The organism is Xylophilus sp. (assembly GCA_009914555.1).
GTDB lineage: Bacteria > Pseudomonadota > Gammaproteobacteria > Burkholderiales > Burkholderiaceae_C > WNDY01.
In genome coordinates this window covers 1-16,406 of record WNDY01000014.1, presented here as the reverse complement: position 1 = coordinate 16,406, position 16,406 = coordinate 1, and the positions used below count along the sequence as shown (strand labels likewise).

Here is a 16,406-nt window from a genome sequence, read left to right as displayed (position 1 = left end):
TCCTTCCGATGGGAGTGGTGGTCACATCCAATGCCCCTGGACTGCGGTTGTTCATGATCCCTCGCCATTGATCCAGCCTTGCACGATGTGGGCCACGGCCACCGGATTGGCGCGGGCCAGCGCGCGGGCCTCTTCCAGCCGCGCCTGCTCGGGCGACATCGGCAGGGCCGGCGCGCCGGCCGGGCCTTCGAGCCCCGGGCGGTCGAGCGATTCGCCCTCCAGCGCATTGAGCTGTCCGCCGGGCAGCAGCGACGCACCGTCCGGACCCGCGCCCTGGGCCCGGGCGATCGCCAGGGCCTCGGCGGCGTCGCGGCGGCGGGCGACCGCGCGCAGCGCCGGGCGCAGCGTGCCGATGAGCACCAGCGCCACGCCCAGCGCCGCGGCGATCGGCCAGGCCCAGGTCCTGGCGAATTCCAGCGTCTCGGGCTGGCGCCACAGCGGCAGCTCGGGCGCCGGCGGGGCCTCGACCTGGAACGGGGCGTTCATCAGATTGACCGAGTCGCCGCGCTCCTTGCTGAAGCCGATGGTCTCGCGCACCAGCGCGGTCATCTGTTCGATCTGCTCGGGCTTGAGGGCCTCGGGCCGCGCCGCGCCGGTCTTGGGGTCGGGCGTGCCCGGCTGGTAGTTGACGACCACGGCGGCCGTCAGGCGGCGCACCGCGCCGCTGGCGCCGCGGGTCACGCGGGTGGTCTTGTCGACCTCGTAGTTGATGACCGACTCGCGCTTGCTCGTTGTCTGGCCACCTTGGCCGCCCGCCGCCGTGGGGGCCGGGTTGGCGCCGTTGATCGGGGCGGTGGCCGGCACCGGCGGCTGGTTGCTGGTGGCGCCCGGCACGCCCGTGGGCTGGGCCGGCGTCTGCTGGCCGGAGCTTTCGGAGACCTGCTGGCTGCGCACCGCGCCGCTGTCGGGCGTCTGGTTGGGCTTGTGCTGCTCGGAGGTGAGGTCGGTCTGCGAGAAGTCGACGTCGGCCGTGACCTGGGCGCGCACGTTGTTGCGGCCGACCACCGGCTCCAGCAGGTCGAGGATGCGGCGGCTGTACTGCTGCTCGATGCGCTGCACGTAGGCCAGCTGCTCGGCGTCGGCCGCGCCGCCGTCGCCAGCCTGGGTGGACAGCAGCTTGCCGCTGTCGTCGAGGACGGAGACGGCCGACGGGTCCATCTCGGGCACGCTCGACGCGACCAGGTGCACGATGCCGGCGATCTGCGCGCGGTCGAGGATGCGGCCCGGGTAGAGCGACAGCAGCACCGAGGCCGAGGGCTTCTGCTGCTCGCGGAAGAAGCCGTTCTGGTTGGGCAGCGCCAGGTGCACGCGGGCGGTCTGCACCGACGACAGCGCCTGGATCGAGCGGGTCAGCTCGCCTTCGAGCCCGCGCTGGAAGTTGAGGCGCTCCTGGAACTGGGTCACGCCGAAGCGGTTGCCCTCGGTGATCTCGAAGCCGGTGACCGAGCCCTTGGGCAGCCCCTGCGTGGCCAGGCGCAGGCGCACGTCGTGCACCCGGTCGGCCGGCACCAGGATCGCGCCGCCGCCCTCGGTGTAGCGGTAGGGCACGTTCATCTGCGACAGCTGGGCGACGATGGCGCCGCCGTCCTTGTCGGACAGGTTGGAGAACAGCACCTTGTAGTCGGGCTGGCGGTTGGCCAGCACGGCGGCCAGCACGGCGGCGGCCAGCAGCAGCGCGCCGGCGCCGATCCACCGCTTCTGGCCCGGGGCGAGCTGGGCCAGGCGCTGGCTCCACGGCACGGCGGCGCGTGCGCCCGCGGCGCTTTCGGGCGGGATCACGGCGGGAGCTTCGGCGGCGACGGCGGCGGACATGGGCGGTGGTTCCAGGTTCGGCCGGGCGCGCACGGCCCCGGCCTTGGAGGGCGATTATGGGAACCCGCCCCGCCGCCGTTCGCCCGATAAAGCGCGCCTTTGCTCTTCATTTCGGCCGTCCGCCCGGGCCGCGCCGCCCTAGCATCCCCTACCGTCAACCCGTTCATCCCTTCCGACACACGAGCCCGCCATGGACCTGCGCATCCCGTCCTCGCCGCTGACCGCCACCCACGCCGCGTCGGCCGCCCGCCGCGCAGTGGCGCCCCGGCCGGCAGCCGAAGACGGCACCGGCAGCGCCGGCTTCTCCACGGCCCTGCGCGGCGCGCTGCAATCGGTCAGCGCGGCGCAGGACCAGTCCACCGCGCTGCAGCGCGAAGTGCAGCTGGAGAACCCCAGCGTGAGCCTGGAGCAGACCATGGTGGCGATCCAGAAGGCGCAGATCGGCTTCCAGTCCGTGGTGCACGTGCGCAACCGCATGGTGCAGGCCTATTCGGACATCATGAACATGCAGGTCTGAATACTCCCGGCAGATAGCGTCGCTTGCGCCCGTGTTTCGCCCACTCTAGCCATATACTCCCGGCACACAACCAGGGCACCCGAGGGTGCCCTTGGCCTTTGCGGCGCCGGGCCGGTGGTCAGTGCATTGTCTGCGGCTGGCCTTCGAACAGGTGCTCGAACTGCGACAGCCAGGGCTCGGCCAGGCAGCGGATCTGGGCGTCGTTGCGCAGGATGCGCTGCATGATCCGGGTCTTCTCGCGGCGCTGCTCCGGCGGCAGTTCCTCCACGCGGGAGCGGTAGCGCAACTGCTCGATCAGCACGGCGCAGGCGCCCTCGTGGCGCACCACCTCGTCCCAGTCGCGCGAGCGCGCGGCTTCGAGCATCTTGTGGCTGCTCTCCTCGATGGCCTTGTAGTAGTCGATCAGGCGCTCGGGCATGGTCATGCCTCCACCGCCTCGCCGGTGCGGATCTGGCTCCAGCCCTGGGCGACCGTCTCGACGAGGCGCGCCACCTGCTGAAGCACCACGTCGTCGTTGCGTGCGTTGGCCAGGATCAGCTGGCGCGTGCAGTAATCGTAGAGCGCCTCCAGATTCGATGCCAGTTCGCCGCCGTCGACGGTGTCGAGGCCGGTGGCCAGGCCCTCTTCCAGAATGCGCACGGCGCGGTTGACGGCATTGCACTTGGTCAGCACGTCCCCGCGGGCCAGCGCGCCGCGCGCCGTTGCGATGGCGCCGAGCACGCCCTCGAACAGCAGACCGACCAGACGGTGCTGGTCGATCGTGTGCATGCTGGTCTCGACGTTGATGCGCTGGTATGCGTTGGCAGAGCGGGAACTGGGCGGGCGGTACATGGCAGCGGTCCTTGGCGTCGTCGAAGCAATCTGTTTTGTGTCTGTTCTGTCTATCGGCATCGGGCTGCCGATCTGAAGGGCCGCAGGGGTCGGGTCAGCCGGTCGACTTGTTCCAGGTCGTGACCTGCTGGGTGACGTAGGCGTTGAGCGCGTTCAGGCTGGCCATCTGCGAGTCCAGCGCCGCATAGCGCGCATTGAGGCGGGTTTCGAGGTTGGTGGCCTTCTCGTTGACCTTGTCCTGCTCGTCGGAGTTGCTCTTGACCGCTTTTTGCAGCGACGCGTCCTTGGTCGAGAAGAAGCCATCGGTCGCCAGCAGTTTCTGCGTCATCGCCTTGAACTTCTCGGCGAAACCGTCGGTCAGGTCCGTGTCCGATCCGCGGAACAGCTGCGAGGCGGCATCGGGGTTTTCCAATGCCTTGGCCAGCTTGGACGAATCGAGTTCCAGGTCGCCGCCCTGCAATACCGACACGCCGATGTCGGAGAGGCGCGAGAACGTGCTGCTGTTGGCCGTCACCGCCTGCAATGCGCTGCGCAAGGTGTTTTGCAGCGTGATGGCTGCCGAGTCGCCCTGCAGCAAGCCGCCGAGCTTGGCCGCGGCGTCGTAGCTGGTGTTGCTGTTGATCAGCTGGTTGACGTCGTTGTAGGCCTTGACGAACGCTTCGACGTTGGCCTGCATCGCGTCGGTGTCGGCCGTGATCTCGATCTGCGCGGCGGTCGTGGTCACCGCCGTGGCCGTGAAGGTCACGCCGGACACCGTATTGGCGAAGGTGTTGGAGGCCGAACTGACCGAGGCGCCGTTGACCGTCGCCTTGGCATTCTGGCCATATTCGGTGATCCCGGCGCCGCTGCCCGCCACCAGGCGGGACAGCCCGCTGGCATCGGTCGAGTCGCCGTCGCTGTCGGCGACCGACAGCTGGAAGCCCGCGGCCTCGCCGGTCGCCTTGGAGCGCAGCAGCAGCCGCTGCCCCGATGCATCGCTGAGCACCGTGGCCGTGACGCCGGCGGTGGCGGAGCCGTTGATCTTGCTCGCGATGTCGGCCACCGTGTCGCTGGCGCTCACGGAGATGCTCACCGCGGCGGTGGTGCCGGCGGTGAAGGTGGCGTGGTCGCTGCTCCAGGTGCCGAGCTGAAGGGTGAGCGTGCCCGCACCCACGGCCGTATCGGACGGGATGAGCCCCGACGACTGGGACTGCGCCTTGGCCAGCTGCTGGATCTGGACGCTCAGAGAGTTCGGCTTGGTGCCGCCGATGGCCGACACCGTGATCGAGGCATCGGACGAGGAGGTCTTGACGCCGTTCCATCCCGTCAGGCTGGCCAGCTTGGACGCGGCATCCTGCAGCGTCGAGGTCAGCGACTTCAGCTGGCCGAAGGCGGAGATCTTGGCCTGCGTCGCGGTGGCCTGGAGCTTCAGGGTGTCCAACGGCTTCTTTTCCAGCGCCACCAGCTGCGAGACGATGCTCTGGACGTCCAGTCCGCTGCCGATGCCGACCGATGACATGCCTGCCATGCGATGCTCCTTCTTGTGCCGGCCTGGATTATCGAAGCCCGGTCCGAACCGCGATCCCCGCAACAGGCGGGCATTTCCGGGCCGTTACTACCCCGAACCCCGCTCCGCCATGCAAAAAGGCAAAAAGGCGGCAGAAACTGCCGCCCGAAACCAGCGCCGAAGGCGGCGGACCGGGTCCGCCGCCTTCGGCCATGCGCATCAGCCGCGCAGCAGCGCCAGTACGCCCTGGGGCAGCTGGTTGGCCTGGGCCACCATCGCCGTGCCGGCCTGCTGCAGGATCTGCGCACGCGACAGGTTGGCCGTTTCCGAGGCGAAGTCGGCGTCCTGGATGCGCGAGCGGGCCGACGAGCTGTTCTCCGAGGTGACCTGCAGGTTCGACACCGTGGTCTCGAAGCGCGACTGCAGGGCGCCGTAGCTGGCGCGCTGGCTGTTGATGGCCGACAGGGCCGAGTCGACGGTGGCCAGGGTGCGGTTGGCCGCGTCCACCGTGCTCACGTCGAGGTTCTGCACCGTCTGCAGCTGGCTGGCCGAGGAGGTGGACTGGTTCAGGAAGCCGCCGCCGGCAGCCGCGCCGGCGCTGTCGACCACGCTGAAGGACTTGGAGGAGTCCAGCGTCAGTTGGCCGGTGATGACCAGGTCATCGGTACCGAAGGCACCCGCGCCGTCCTTGCCAGCGATGCCGGCACCGGCACCGCCTACCAGCGCGCCGCCGGCCGCGTCGGTGATGTTGATGGTGTTGGCAGCAGCCGAGTCGTTGACGACCGAGATGTCGTTGCCGGCGGCGTTCGTCAGGACCAGGCCGTCGCCGGCGTCGTTGACGCGGGCCGTCACGCCGGTCTTGGACGACACGTCGTTGAACGCCTTGACCGCATCGCTCAGGCCGTCGGAGTTCAGCGTGCTGCCGACCGTAAAGGACAGGGTCACGGCCTGGCTGGTGGCGTTGTCCGATGCCAGCTTCAGGGTGTAGGACTTGCCGGCCTCCAGACCCGACAGGCCGACTTCGGTGCGCGCCGTCGCCGTCACGCCGGTCTTCTCGGTTGCCGCGTTCACCGAGGCCGCGACATCCTTGGCGGAGGCGCCGGCGGCGTAGGCCACGGCCTCGGAACCATAGGCGCCGTTGATCGTCAGCGTGCCGGCCGCGGCGATGGCGGATGCACCGATCGCACCTTGGGCCGTGATGGCGTTGGCCGTGCTGCCCAGCGTCAGGTCGCCCGCGCCGCCGACGGTCGTGGCCGCCGCGCCGCCGATGCGGTAGTTGCCGTAGGAGTTGGTGCTGAAGTTCGACGAGGTGGCCGTGATCGTCTGGTTGGCATTGGCGCCGACCTGGAAGGTGGCGCTCGTGAACGAGCCGTCGAGCAGCTTGCGGCCGTTGAACTCGGTGCTCTTGGCGATGCGGTCGAGTTCGGAGGTCAGCTGGTTGACTTCGGCGTTCAGCGCCTGGCGGTCGCTGGCCGAGTTGGTGGCGTTGGACGACTGCACGGCGAGTTCGCGGATGCGCTGGAGGATATCGCCCGAACTCTTGAGCGCGCCTTCGGCCACCTGGGCCAGCGAGATGCCGTCGTTGGCATTGCGGGCGGCCTGGTCGAGGCCGCGGATCTGCGAGGTGAAGCGCTCGGAGATGGCCAGGCCCGCGGCGTCGTCCTTGGCGCTGTTGATGCGCAGACCCGAGGACAGGCGCTGCAGCGAGGTGTTCAGGGAGGCTTGGCTCGTGCTCAGGTTGCGCTGGGCGGTCAACGAGCTGATGTTGGTGTTGATGATAGAGGCCATCTTCGAAAACTCTCCAATGTGGCTGACCAAATCCGGCGTGCTGCCGGGCCGAATGCCAGAACGCGCCTGGCCGACATGGCCGGGTCTTTCGGACCCTGCCGGCGAGCCTGGGAAAAGCCCGTTGAGGAGGTTTTCGGGAGGGGGCCTGGAAACTTTAGGCTTTGTTTCCGGTTGTCCAGAGGGCCCGCGCCCTCCGGAAAACCGAAGCTGCGCCGGATTGCCCCCGCTTATCGGCGCTTCGGATGGACGGCCGGTCTCCAGAATCCGGCCCATCGTCCCAAGTTCCTGGCGCTCCACCGGGAATCCTGGCCAGCGGCTGTGCAGTCCGCAGTTGTCACTTCGTTCCCCGCCCGGGCATCCAGGAGTTTCGTCATGGCATCAACCATCAATACGAACATCAGCTCGTTGACCGCCCAGCGCAACCTCGCCACGAGCCAGGCTTCGCTGAACACGTCCATGCAGCGCCTCTCGTCCGGCCTGCGCATCAACAGCGCCAAGGACGACGCTGCCGGCCTGGCCATCTCCGAGCGCTTCACCACCCAGCTCCGCGGCCTGAACCAAGCCGCCCGCAATGCCAACGACGGCATCTCGCTGGCCCAGGTGGCCGAAGGCGCGCTCAAGAGCGCGGGCGACATTCTCCAGCGCATCCGCGAACTGGGCGTGCAGACCGCCAACGCCACCAACTCGGCCAGCGACCGCCAGGCGCTGAACGCCGAAGTCAACCAGCTGACCTCCGAACTCGACCGCATCGCCAAGAGCACCGAGTTCAACGGCCGCAAGCTGCTCGACGGCTCGTTCACGAGCGCCACCTTCCAGGTCGGCGCCAATGCCAACCAGACGATCACGGCTACCTCGTCGAACTTCAGCGCCAGCGCCTACGGCAACTACCGCATCGGCGGCGCGGCGGCCACGACCGTCGGCGGCGCGGGCGACCTGACGCTGGGCAGCACGGCCAACGCCATCACGGCCCAGGGAGGCTCAGCCGGCACCTCGGCCATCACCGGCGGCACCCTCACGATCAACGGTGCCTACGGCACGGCCGACGTGGCCTATGCGGCCGGGTCCTCGGCCAAGGAAGTGGCCGCCTCCGTCAACGCGGCGACCGAGAAGACCGGCGTGACGGCGACGGCCCACACCGAGGTCGACCTGGCCGGCCTGCAGGCCGGCACGACCTACCAGCTGGACCTGGCGTCCGACAACGGCACCGGCCAGCCGGTGACGCTGTCCTTCACCGTCGGCAGCCAGGTCAACAGCGACGGCCTCAGCGAAGCCGTCAAGGCGTTCAACGACGTATCGGCGAAGACGGGCGTCACCGCCCGCGTCAACGACGCCGGCGACGCGATCGTCCTGACCAACGCCGCCGGCAACGACATCCACCTGCTGAACAAGTCGGCCACGGGCAACGACCTGAGCCTCACCGACGCCGCGGGCACCGCCATCGCCGGCACCAGCGCGCTCACGGCGACCAATGGCACCGGCACGGTCGCGGCCGATGCGGTGGTCGTCACCGGCCAGCTCACGCTCGACTCCGCCAAGTCCTTCAGCGCCACCGACAGCGCGGGCGGTGCGTCCGGCGGCTTCCTGAACCAGTCCACCTCCTCGGCCAGCCAGCTGCAGACGGTGCAGAACCTCGACGTGAGCACGGTGGACGCGGCCAACCGCACCCTGGCCACCGTCGACTCGGCCCTGTCGGCCATCAACAGCCAGCGCGCCGCCTACGGCGCCCTGCAGTCGCGCTTCGAGACCACGGTGTCGAACCTGCAGATCACCTCGGAGAACAGCTCGTCGGCCCGCTCGCGCATCCAGGACGCCGACTTCGCCTCGGAAACGGCCAACCTGTCGCGCGCGCAGATCCTGCAGCAGGCCGGCACGGCGATGGTGGCCCAGGCCAACCAGATTCCGCAGGGCGTGCTCGCACTGCTCAAGTCGTAGGCCTCCGGCCCCGCCCCCGAAGGCAGCGCCCTGCCGGCCCACAGGCCGCAGGGCGTTTTCCATGGGCGCCGGGCTCAAGAACTGCCGTTCCGATCCGATACCATTGATAACAACCTCCGCCAGCCGGCCCCGCCGTTCCACCCACCGCCCCCATCGGCCGCCCCCGATCCCCTCCGCCACAGCATGTTCGTCATCGTCGGCTACCTCCTCACGCTGGGCTGCATCTTCGGCGTCTTCATCGCGCACGGCGGCAACATCAGCGTGGTGCTGCATGCGCTGCCGTTCGAGCTGACCACCATCCTGGGCGCGGCCATCGGCGCCTTCGTCGTCAACAACCAGCCCAAGGTGCTCAAGGCGACCGCCAAGGCGCTGCCGGCCGCGCTCAAGGGCAACAAGTACACCAAGGCGCGCTACCTCGAACTGCTGGCCATGCTCTACGACATCCTGCAAAAGGCCCGCAAGGAGGGCCTGATGGCCATCGAGAAGGACGTGGAGTCGCCGCAGGAATCGCCCATCTTCACCGCCCACCCGCTGGTCGGCAACGACCACCACGTGGTGGAGTTCACCACCGACTACCTGCGCATGATGGTCTCGGGCAACCTCAACGCCCACGAGATCGAGGCGCTGATGGACAACGAGATCGAGACCCACCACCAGGAGGCCCACGCCCCCGTGGCGGCGCTGGCCCGCCTGGCCGGCGCGCTGCCGGCCTTCGGCATCGTGGCCGCCGTGCTCGGCGTGGTCAACACCATGGGCTCGGTCGGCCAGCCGCCGGCGGTGCTGGGCGGCATGATCGGCTCCGCGCTCGTGGGCACGTTCCTGGGCATCCTGCTGGCCTACGGCGTGGTCGAGCCGATCGGCGGCCTGGTGGAGCAGAAAACGGAAGACGCGGCCAAGGAGCTGCTGTGCATCAAGACCACGCTGCTGGCCAGCATGCAGGGCTACAACCCGTCGACCGCGATCGAGTTCGGCCGCAAGGTGCTGTTCTCCACCGACCGACCGAGCTTCACGGAGCTCGAAGCCTACGTGCGCGGCAAGAAGTAGCAGGCAAATCAGAAGAAGCGCGCGCCGCACGACAGCAACAGCACCGCCATGGCCGATTCCAAGAAGCTGCAGCCGATCATCGTCAAGCGCGTGCGCCGCGCGCAGCACACGGCGCATGGCGGCGCCTGGAAGATCGCCTATGCCGACTTCGTGACGGCGATGATGGCCTTCTTCCTGCTCATGTGGCTGCTCGGCTCCACGGCCAAGGGCGAGCTGCAGGGCATCGCCGCATATTTCTTCTCGCCGCTGAAGGTGGCGATGTCCGGCGGCAGCGGCGCGGGCAACAGCTCCAGCATCATCCCGGGCGGCGGCAACGACCTCTCGAAGGTCCACGGCCAGGTGCGCCGCGCCGACGCGGAGGAGAGCAACTTCCGCCGCATCACGCCCGAACAGGCGCGCGCCGAGGCCGCGCGCCAGGACGCGGCACGCATCCGGCAGCTGCAGGCCAGGATCGACGCGCTGATCACCGACAGTCCCAAGATGCGCGAGTACCGCTCGCAGATCCGCCTCGACGTGACGCCCGACGGCCTGCAGATCCAGATCGTGGACGACCAGAACCGGCCGATGTTCGACACCGGAAGCGCCCTGGTGAAGCCCTACATGCGCGACATCCTGCGCGAGATCGGCTCCACGCTCGGCGGGGTCGAGAACCGCATCAGCCTCGCGGGCCATACCGACGCCGCGCCCTACGGCAACGGCGACCGCGGCTACAGCAACTGGGAGCTGTCAGCCGACCGGGCCAACGCCTCGCGCCGCGAGCTGGTGGCCGCCGGCATGCCCGACAGCAAGCTGGCCCGGGTGGTGGGCCTGGCCGCCAGCGACCCGCTGGAGCCGTCGGACCCGCGCGCGCCGGTCAACCGCCGCATCACCATCACCGTGATGACCCGCGAGGCCGAGGAGCGCCTGCTGCGCACGGGCAAGCCGGCGCCCGCCGCGCCCGCTGCCCCGGCAGCCGAAGCGCCCGCCGGGGCGTCCCCCGAACCCGCCGCGCCCGAAAAACGGGACAATCGCGCTTCCGGCGCCCGGCAGTGACCGGCCGCGCCCGCACCGACTCCTCGACGACGACCATGACAACCATTTCCGCCATCTCTCAACGAAAGGGTGACTTGTGACGACCGCCCTGCGCTTCCTGATCGTCGACGACTTTTCGACCATGCGCCGCATCGTGCGCAACCTGCTCAAGGAAAGCGGCTACGCCGACGCCGACGAGGCCGAGGACGGCGTGGCCGCGCTGCACAAGCTGCGCAACGGCCGCTTCGACTTCGTGGTGACCGACATCAACATGCCCAACATGAACGGCTTCCAGCTGCTCGCCGAGGTCAAGGGCGACGAGAAGCTCAAGCACCTGCCGGTGCTGATGGTGACGGCCGAGGCCCGCAAGGAAGACATCGTGGCCGCGGCCCAGGGCGGCGCCGCGGGCTACATCGTCCAGCCGTTCACCAAGGCCACGCTGGAAGAAAAGGTCGCCAACATCATCAAGAAGCTCGGGCTGCAGCCGTAGCCGAAGCACCATGACCGCCAGCCCGACCGTGACCCCCGCGGACGCCGCCGCACCGGCCCCCGCCGAGACCGAGGCCGTCCACGTCAAGATCGGCACGCTCACCCGCCAGCTGCACGACGCGCTCAACGAACTCGGCTACGCCGACAAGCTGCGCGGCACGGTGGGCGAGCTGCCCGATGCCAAGAGCCGCCTGTCGTACATCGCCCGCCTGACCGGCGAGGCCGCCGAGAAGGTGCTCGGCCGCGTCGAGCAGGCCAAGGCCCAGCAGGACTACATCGCCACCGAGTCGCGCCGGGTGCTCGCCTCCCTCATCAAGGATCCGGTGGCCGCGGTGGCGCGCGGCGAGATCCTGAACTTCCTCGTCGACGTGGAGCGCGTCAGCAAGGAGGCCGACACCCATCTCACCGAGATCATGATGGCGCAGGACTTCCACGACCTGACCGGCCAGGTGATCGCGCGGGTGGTGAACCTGGCCGCCACCATCGAGGAGCAGCTGGTGCAGCTGCTGATCCAGACCGCGCCGCCGCACGCGCAGCCGGCCGTGCAGCAGGTGGTGGAGCAGCAGCAGCCGGCGCTGGCCGGCCCGGTGGTCGATCCGGAGAACACGGCCGACGTGGTGACCAGCCAGTCGCAGGTCGACGACCTGCTCGCAAGCCTCGGCTTCTGAGGCACACCGGGAGTATAGGCTGACAGCGCCCGGCTGGCGCCCGCTCCAGCCCTATTCTCCACAGGGTATGCAAAAGGCCGGCCGCTGCAGGCCGGCGATAAGCGCCCGGCGGGCGGCGCTTATCGGGCTTTAGGAAAGCGGAGCGCTTCGGACAATCGCCGCACACGATTCTCCGCCGCCGCTTCGCCCATGGATTCCAGCCAAGACCGCAACCTACCGGCCACCGCGCGCAAGCTCCAGAAGGCCCGCCAGGACGGCCAGGGCGCGCGCTCCAAGGACCTGTCGCACCTGGCGGTGCTCGGCGCCGGGGCCTGCGCCCTGCTGGCGCTGGCGCCCACCGGCATCGACACGCTGCAGCGCGCGCTGGTGCGGCAGCTGTCGTTCGACGCGGCGACGGTGCATGCGACCGGCACGATGCTGGAGCGCATGCAGGCCATGGCCTTCACCGGCCTCGCGGTCTGCGGCCTGTTCGCGCTGCTGGTCAGCGCCGTGGCGGTGGCTGCCGCGGTCTTCTCGGGCGGCTGGATCTGGAGTTTCAAGCCGGTCACGCCGGACTTCTCCAAGCTCAACCCGCTCGCGGGCATCGCCAACCTGTTCTCCAAGCAGCAGCTGGCCAACATCGCCAAGCTGGTGCTGATGACGGTCGTGCTCTCGGTCGTGGCCTGGCTGTTCGTCGACCGCAGCATCCAGCGCGTGGCCATGCTGGTGCTGCAGCCTTCGTCGGTGGCGCTCCAGGCGGTGGCCGACTGGCTGGTGTCGGGGCTGGGGCTGATGCTGCTCGTGGTCTTCCTGGCCGCCGTGGTGGACGTGCCGATCCAGGCCTTCTTCTTCAAGTCGCGCCTGAAGATGTCGCACCGGGAGGTCAAGCAGGAGCACAAGGAATCCGAGGGCAGCCCCGAGATCAGGAGCCGCCAGCGCCAGCGCGCCCGCGAGATCGCCAACCGCGCCAGCGTGGCCAACGTGCCCAGGGCCGACTTCGTGGTGGTCAACCCGACCCACTATGCGGTCGCGCTCAAGTACGACGAGACGACCATGGGCGCGCCGCAGGTGATTTCCAAGGGCGCCGACATGCTGGCCTTGAAGATCCGCGAGATCGCGGGCCGCCACAAGGTGCCGGTGCTCGAATCGCCGCCGCTGGCGCGGGCGCTCTATACCCATGCCGAGCTGGACCAGCCGATTCCCAAGACGCTCTACACCGCCGTCGCGCAGGTGCTGGCCTACGTCTACCGCCTGAAGGCCGCGATGCGCGGCGAGGGCCCGATGCCGGGCGAGCAGCCGCAGCCGGCCGTGCCGCCCGAACTCGATCCGCACATCACGCTGCCGAGCGTGGCCCGCAACAAGCTGAAGAGCAAAGGCGCTGAAGCCGAATGAACGCCCGCATCGCCTCCGCCCGCAGCTGGCTGGGCGCCAACACCGCCCAGCTCCAGGGCATCGCCGCGCCGATCCTGGTGGTCGCCATCCTCGCGCTGATGGTGCTGCCGATGCCGTCGTGGATGCTGGACACCTTCTTCACCCTCAACATCGCCGTGGCGCTGATGGTGATGATGGTGGCGGCCTACATGCTCAAGCCGCTGGACTTCGCGGCCTTCCCGGCGGTGCTGCTGCTGACCACGCTGATGCGCCTGTCGCTCAACGTGGCATCGACCCGCGTTGTGCTGCTCGAAGGCCACACCGGCCCAAGCGCGGCCGGCGCGGTGATCGAGGCCTTCGGCCACTTCCTGATCGGCGGCAACTTCGCCGTCGGCCTGATCGTGTTCGCGATCCTCGTGGTGATCAACTTCGTGGTGGTGACCAAGGGCGCCGAGCGCATCGCCGAGGTGGGCGCGCGCTTCACGCTCGACGCCATGCCCGGCAAGCAGATGGCGGTGGACGCCGACCTCAACGCCGGCCTGATCGACGAGAAGGAGGCCAAGCGCCGCCGCGCCGAGGTGCAGGAGGAAGCCAACTTCTTCGGCTCGATGGACGGCGCGAGCAAGTTCGTGCGCGGCGACGCGATCGCGGGCATCCTGATCCTGCTGATCAACATCGTCGGCGGCTTCGTCATCGGCATGCTGCAGCACGGCCTCTCGGCCGGCCAGGCGGCCGACAGCTACATCCTGCTGGCCGTGGGCGACGCGCTGGTCGCGCAGATCCCGGGCCTGCTGATCTCGGTGGCCGCGGCCATGGTGGTCTCGCGCGTGGGCAAGGACACCGACATGGGCGGCCAGATCGTGGGCCAGCTGTTCACCTCGCCCAGGGTGCTGGGCGTCACGGCCGGCATCCTGGTCCTGCTGGGCCTGATCCCGGGGATGCCGCACGCGGTGTTCCTGCTGATCGGCGCGCTGGTCGGCTACGCCGCCTGGGTGCTGGCGCGGCGCAACGCCGCCGCCGCGAAGGCCGCCGCCGCCGCGCCGCCGCCCGCGCCGGCCGGCGACGGCGAGGCCAGCTGGGACGACCTGCAGCCGGTCGACCTGCTGGGCCTGGAGCTGGGCTACCGCCTCATCACGCTGGTGGACAAGCACCGCCAGGGCGACCTGCTCACCCGCATCAAGGGCGTGCGCCGCAAGTTCGCGCAGGAAGTGGGCTTCCTGCCGCCGGCGGTGCACGTGCGCGACAACCTCGAACTGAAGCCCAGCGGCTACCGCATCACGCTGCGCGGCGTGGTCGTGGGCGAGGGCGAGGCGTTCCCGGGCCAGTTCCTCGCCATCAACCCGGGCGGCATCACCACGCCGCTGATCGGCACCGCCACGACCGATCCGGCCTTCGGCCTGCCGGCCCACTGGATCGACGCGCGGCAGAAGGAAGCGGCGCAAATGGCCGGCTTTACCGTCGTTGATTCGGAAACCGTGCTGGCCACCCATCTCTCACACTTGATGCAGGTGCAGGCGGCGCGGCTGCTCTCCCGCACCGAGACCCAGCAGCTGGTGGAACACATCACCAGGCTGGCCCCCAAGCTGATCGAGGAAGTGGTCCCGAAGATGGTGCCGATCGCGACGTTCCAGAAGGTGCTGCAGCTGCTGCTGGAGGAGTCGGTGCACATCCGCGACATTCGCACCATCGTCGAGACGCTGGCAGAGCATGCCGCCGCCACGACCGACCCGGCCGAGCTGGCCCGCCGCGTGCGCGTGGCGCTGTCGCCCGCCATCGTGCAGCAGATCTACGGCCCCGTGCGCGAACTGAGCGTGATCGCCATCGAGCCCGGCCTGGAGCGCCTGCTGGTGCAGGCCCTGGGCAACCCCAACGGCGCCGCGCTCGACCCGGGCGTGGCCGACATCCTCTCGCGCACCGCCGCCGAAGTGGCCCTGCAGCAGGAAGAGCAGGGCCTGCCGGCCTGCCTGCTGGTGCCCGACGCCATCCGCGGCGCCATCGCCCGCCTGGTGCGGCGCGTCGCCCCCCGGCTCCAGGTGCTCGCCCACAGCGAGATCCCTGAAACCCACACGATCCGCATCGGCCCGATCCTCCGAGGTGCAGCAGCATGAACATCAAGCGCTTCCACGCCCCCACGTCCCGCGAAGCCCTGGCCAAGGCCCGCATGGCCTTCGGAGAAGGCACCCTGATCCTGTCGAACCGGCCGATCGCCGGCGGCGTCGAGGTGGTGGCCACGGCCGAGGATGCGCTCGGCGCACTGGAGCATGGCAGCGCCCAGGCCGCGCCGGAGCAGGAGCAGCAGCAGACGCCGGAGCGCCAGGCCGCCGCCGCGCCGCGCGCGCCGGCCAGCCCGGTGCAGGAAGACACCGAGCAGCTCGCGATGAGCACGCTCTCGTTCCAGGACTACGTGCGCGAGCGCATGCTGCGCCGCCGCCACGAGGCCATGCACGGCGGCAGGGCCGAAGCGCCGCCGCCGGCCCGGCAGCCGCCGCGCTCGGCCAGCTTCAGCGAGCGCGTGGCCCACCAGGACCGCGCCCCGGCGGCCGCGCCGCCGCGCCACAACCCGCTGCTGCAGGCCCCGCCGCAGCCCCTGCCCGCCGCCCGGCCGGCGCCGGTGCAGCCGTCGCCGCTCGCCTTCGCCACCACGGCCCCCGCGCCGGCGCCGATGCGCCATGCGCTGCCGGCCGAATTCATCGGCGAGCCCGCGCCGCCGCGCCGCCGCGCGGCTGCCGCGCCGGTCGCCGCGGCCCCGGCCATCAGCGAGCAGGCCCTGCTGGGCGAGCTGCAATCGATGCGCGACCTGATCGAGGACCGTTTCAGCACGCTGACCTGGCTCGGCCAGGCGCGCCAGGACCCGATCCAGTCCAACCTCATGCTCAAGCTGATCCGCGCCGGCTACTCGCCCGCCCTGGCCCGCGCCGTGCTCGAACGCCTGCCCGAGGACCTGTCGGCAGCCGACGCGGTGCGCTGGCTCATGGAAGTGCTGGAGCGCAACCTGCGCACCGACGCGCCTGAGCGCCCGCTCTGGGAGCAGGGCGGCATCTTCGCGCTGGTCGGCGCCACCGGCGTCGGCAAGACCACCACGGCCGCCAAGCTGGCCGCCCTGTGCGCCCGCGTGCACGGCCCGGCCTCGGTCGGCCTGATCACGCTCGACACCTACCGTGTCGCCGCCCACGAGCAGCTGCGCACTGATCTTGCCCCTGATTTACGGACACCTATCTAAGCGACATTGGCCAGCTCGTACTGCTCTGGGCTGAGGTAGCCCAGGGTCGAGTGCAGCCGGATCCGATTGTAGTCAACCTCAATGTAGTCAAACACATGAGCCTTGGCCTGCTCCCGTGTGGCGAGGTGTTCACCATGGATGGCCTCGACCTTCAGACTGTGGTTCCAACTCTCCATTGCTGCGTTGTCGTAGCAGTTGCCTCTGGCACTCATGCTGGCGATCAAAGCGTATTGCTCCAACAGGGCGCGGTGCTCGCGC

At 69.6% G+C, this 16,406-nt stretch carries 14 protein-coding genes and 1 pseudogene; 9 read left to right on the top strand and 6 right to left on the bottom strand.

What is annotated here, in order from left to right; translation table 11 throughout:
- Positions 1-51: 51 nt before the first annotated feature.
- Positions 52-1,812: a flagellar basal-body MS-ring/collar protein FliF gene (fliF, locus tag GAK38_RS09000; protein ID WP_325343379.1), complete on the bottom strand. Its 1,761-nt coding sequence runs from the start codon at positions 1,810-1,812 to the stop codon at positions 52-54.
- 190 nt (positions 1,813-2,002) lie between these two features.
- Between fliF and fliE the strand changes: the two genes are divergently transcribed.
- Positions 2,003-2,329, top strand: a complete 327-nt coding sequence (gene fliE, locus GAK38_RS08995) for a flagellar hook-basal body complex protein FliE (RefSeq protein WP_325343377.1) — start codon at positions 2,003-2,005, stop codon at positions 2,327-2,329.
- A gap of 118 nt (positions 2,330-2,447) precedes the next feature.
- Here fliE and GAK38_RS08990 read toward each other — a convergent pair whose 3' ends face one another.
- The 4 genes from GAK38_RS08990 to GAK38_RS08975 all read right to left on the bottom strand — a co-directional run bounded on the left by GAK38_RS08990 (position 2,448) and on the right by GAK38_RS08975 (position 6,434).
- The gene (locus GAK38_RS08990; protein WP_325343376.1) at positions 2,448-2,747 is read right to left on the bottom strand and encodes a flagellar protein FliT; all 300 of its coding nucleotides are present in this window, start codon (positions 2,745-2,747) and stop codon (positions 2,448-2,450) included.
- Between the two features lie 2 nt (positions 2,748-2,749).
- The gene (fliS, locus tag GAK38_RS08985) at positions 2,750-3,160 is read right to left on the bottom strand and encodes a flagellar export chaperone FliS (protein ID WP_325343374.1); all 411 of its coding nucleotides are present in this window, start codon (positions 3,158-3,160) and stop codon (positions 2,750-2,752) included.
- A 94-nt stretch (positions 3,161-3,254) separates the two neighbouring features.
- Positions 3,255-4,667, bottom strand: coding sequence for a flagellar filament capping protein FliD (gene fliD / locus GAK38_RS08980; RefSeq protein WP_325343372.1), 1,413 nt, complete (start codon positions 4,665-4,667; stop codon positions 3,255-3,257).
- A 198-nt stretch (positions 4,668-4,865) separates the two neighbouring features.
- A complete protein-coding gene (locus tag GAK38_RS08975; RefSeq protein WP_325343371.1) occupies positions 4,866-6,434 on the bottom strand; it encodes a flagellin N-terminal helical domain-containing protein in 1,569 nt (522 codons plus the stop codon).
- Positions 6,435-6,806: 372 nt separating this feature from the next.
- On the opposite strand from GAK38_RS08975, the gene GAK38_RS08970 reads away from it, so the two are divergent.
- The 8 genes and pseudogenes from GAK38_RS08970 to flhF all read left to right on the top strand — a co-directional run.
- Positions 6,807-8,366, top strand: a complete 1,560-nt coding sequence (locus GAK38_RS08970) for a flagellin N-terminal helical domain-containing protein (RefSeq protein ID WP_325343369.1) — start codon at positions 6,807-6,809, stop codon at positions 8,364-8,366.
- Positions 8,367-8,549: 183 nt separating this feature from the next.
- Positions 8,550-9,410 carry a flagellar motor stator protein MotA gene (gene motA, locus GAK38_RS08965; protein WP_325343367.1) on the top strand — a complete coding sequence of 287 codons (861 nt, stop codon included), beginning with the start codon at positions 8,550-8,552 and terminating at the stop codon, positions 9,408-9,410.
- A gap of 48 nt (positions 9,411-9,458) precedes the next feature.
- The gene (motB, locus tag GAK38_RS08960; RefSeq protein WP_325343366.1) at positions 9,459-10,442 is read left to right on the top strand and encodes a flagellar motor protein MotB; all 984 of its coding nucleotides are present in this window, start codon (positions 9,459-9,461) and stop codon (positions 10,440-10,442) included.
- Positions 10,443-10,518: 76 nt separating this feature from the next.
- Positions 10,519-10,911, top strand: a complete 393-nt coding sequence (gene cheY / locus GAK38_RS08955; protein ID WP_325343364.1) for a chemotaxis response regulator CheY — start codon at positions 10,519-10,521, stop codon at positions 10,909-10,911.
- 10 nt (positions 10,912-10,921) lie between these two features.
- The gene (locus tag GAK38_RS08950; RefSeq protein WP_325343362.1) at positions 10,922-11,578 is read left to right on the top strand and encodes a protein phosphatase CheZ; all 657 of its coding nucleotides are present in this window, start codon (positions 10,922-10,924) and stop codon (positions 11,576-11,578) included.
- A gap of 189 nt (positions 11,579-11,767) precedes the next feature.
- A complete protein-coding gene (locus GAK38_RS08945; RefSeq protein WP_325343360.1) occupies positions 11,768-12,949 on the top strand; it encodes an EscU/YscU/HrcU family type III secretion system export apparatus switch protein in 1,182 nt (393 codons plus the stop codon).
- Positions 12,946-15,036 (top strand): flagellar biosynthesis protein FlhA, encoded by a 2,091-nt coding sequence (gene flhA / locus GAK38_RS08940; RefSeq protein ID WP_325343358.1) that lies wholly within the window; start codon positions 12,946-12,948, stop codon positions 15,034-15,036. Before GAK38_RS08945 ends, flhA begins: the two co-directional genes overlap by 4 nt.
- A pseudogene (gene flhF, locus GAK38_RS08935) lies at positions 15,033-16,115 on the top strand (flagellar biosynthesis protein FlhF); the annotation flags it as partial. The gene flhA and the pseudogene flhF, both read left to right, overlap by 4 nt.
- A 29-nt stretch (positions 16,116-16,144) precedes the next feature.
- On the opposite strand, the gene GAK38_RS08930 reads toward flhF, so the two are convergent.
- On the bottom strand, positions 16,145-16,406 hold a 262-nt coding region (locus GAK38_RS08930; protein WP_291774508.1), incomplete at its 5' end, for an IS3 family transposase.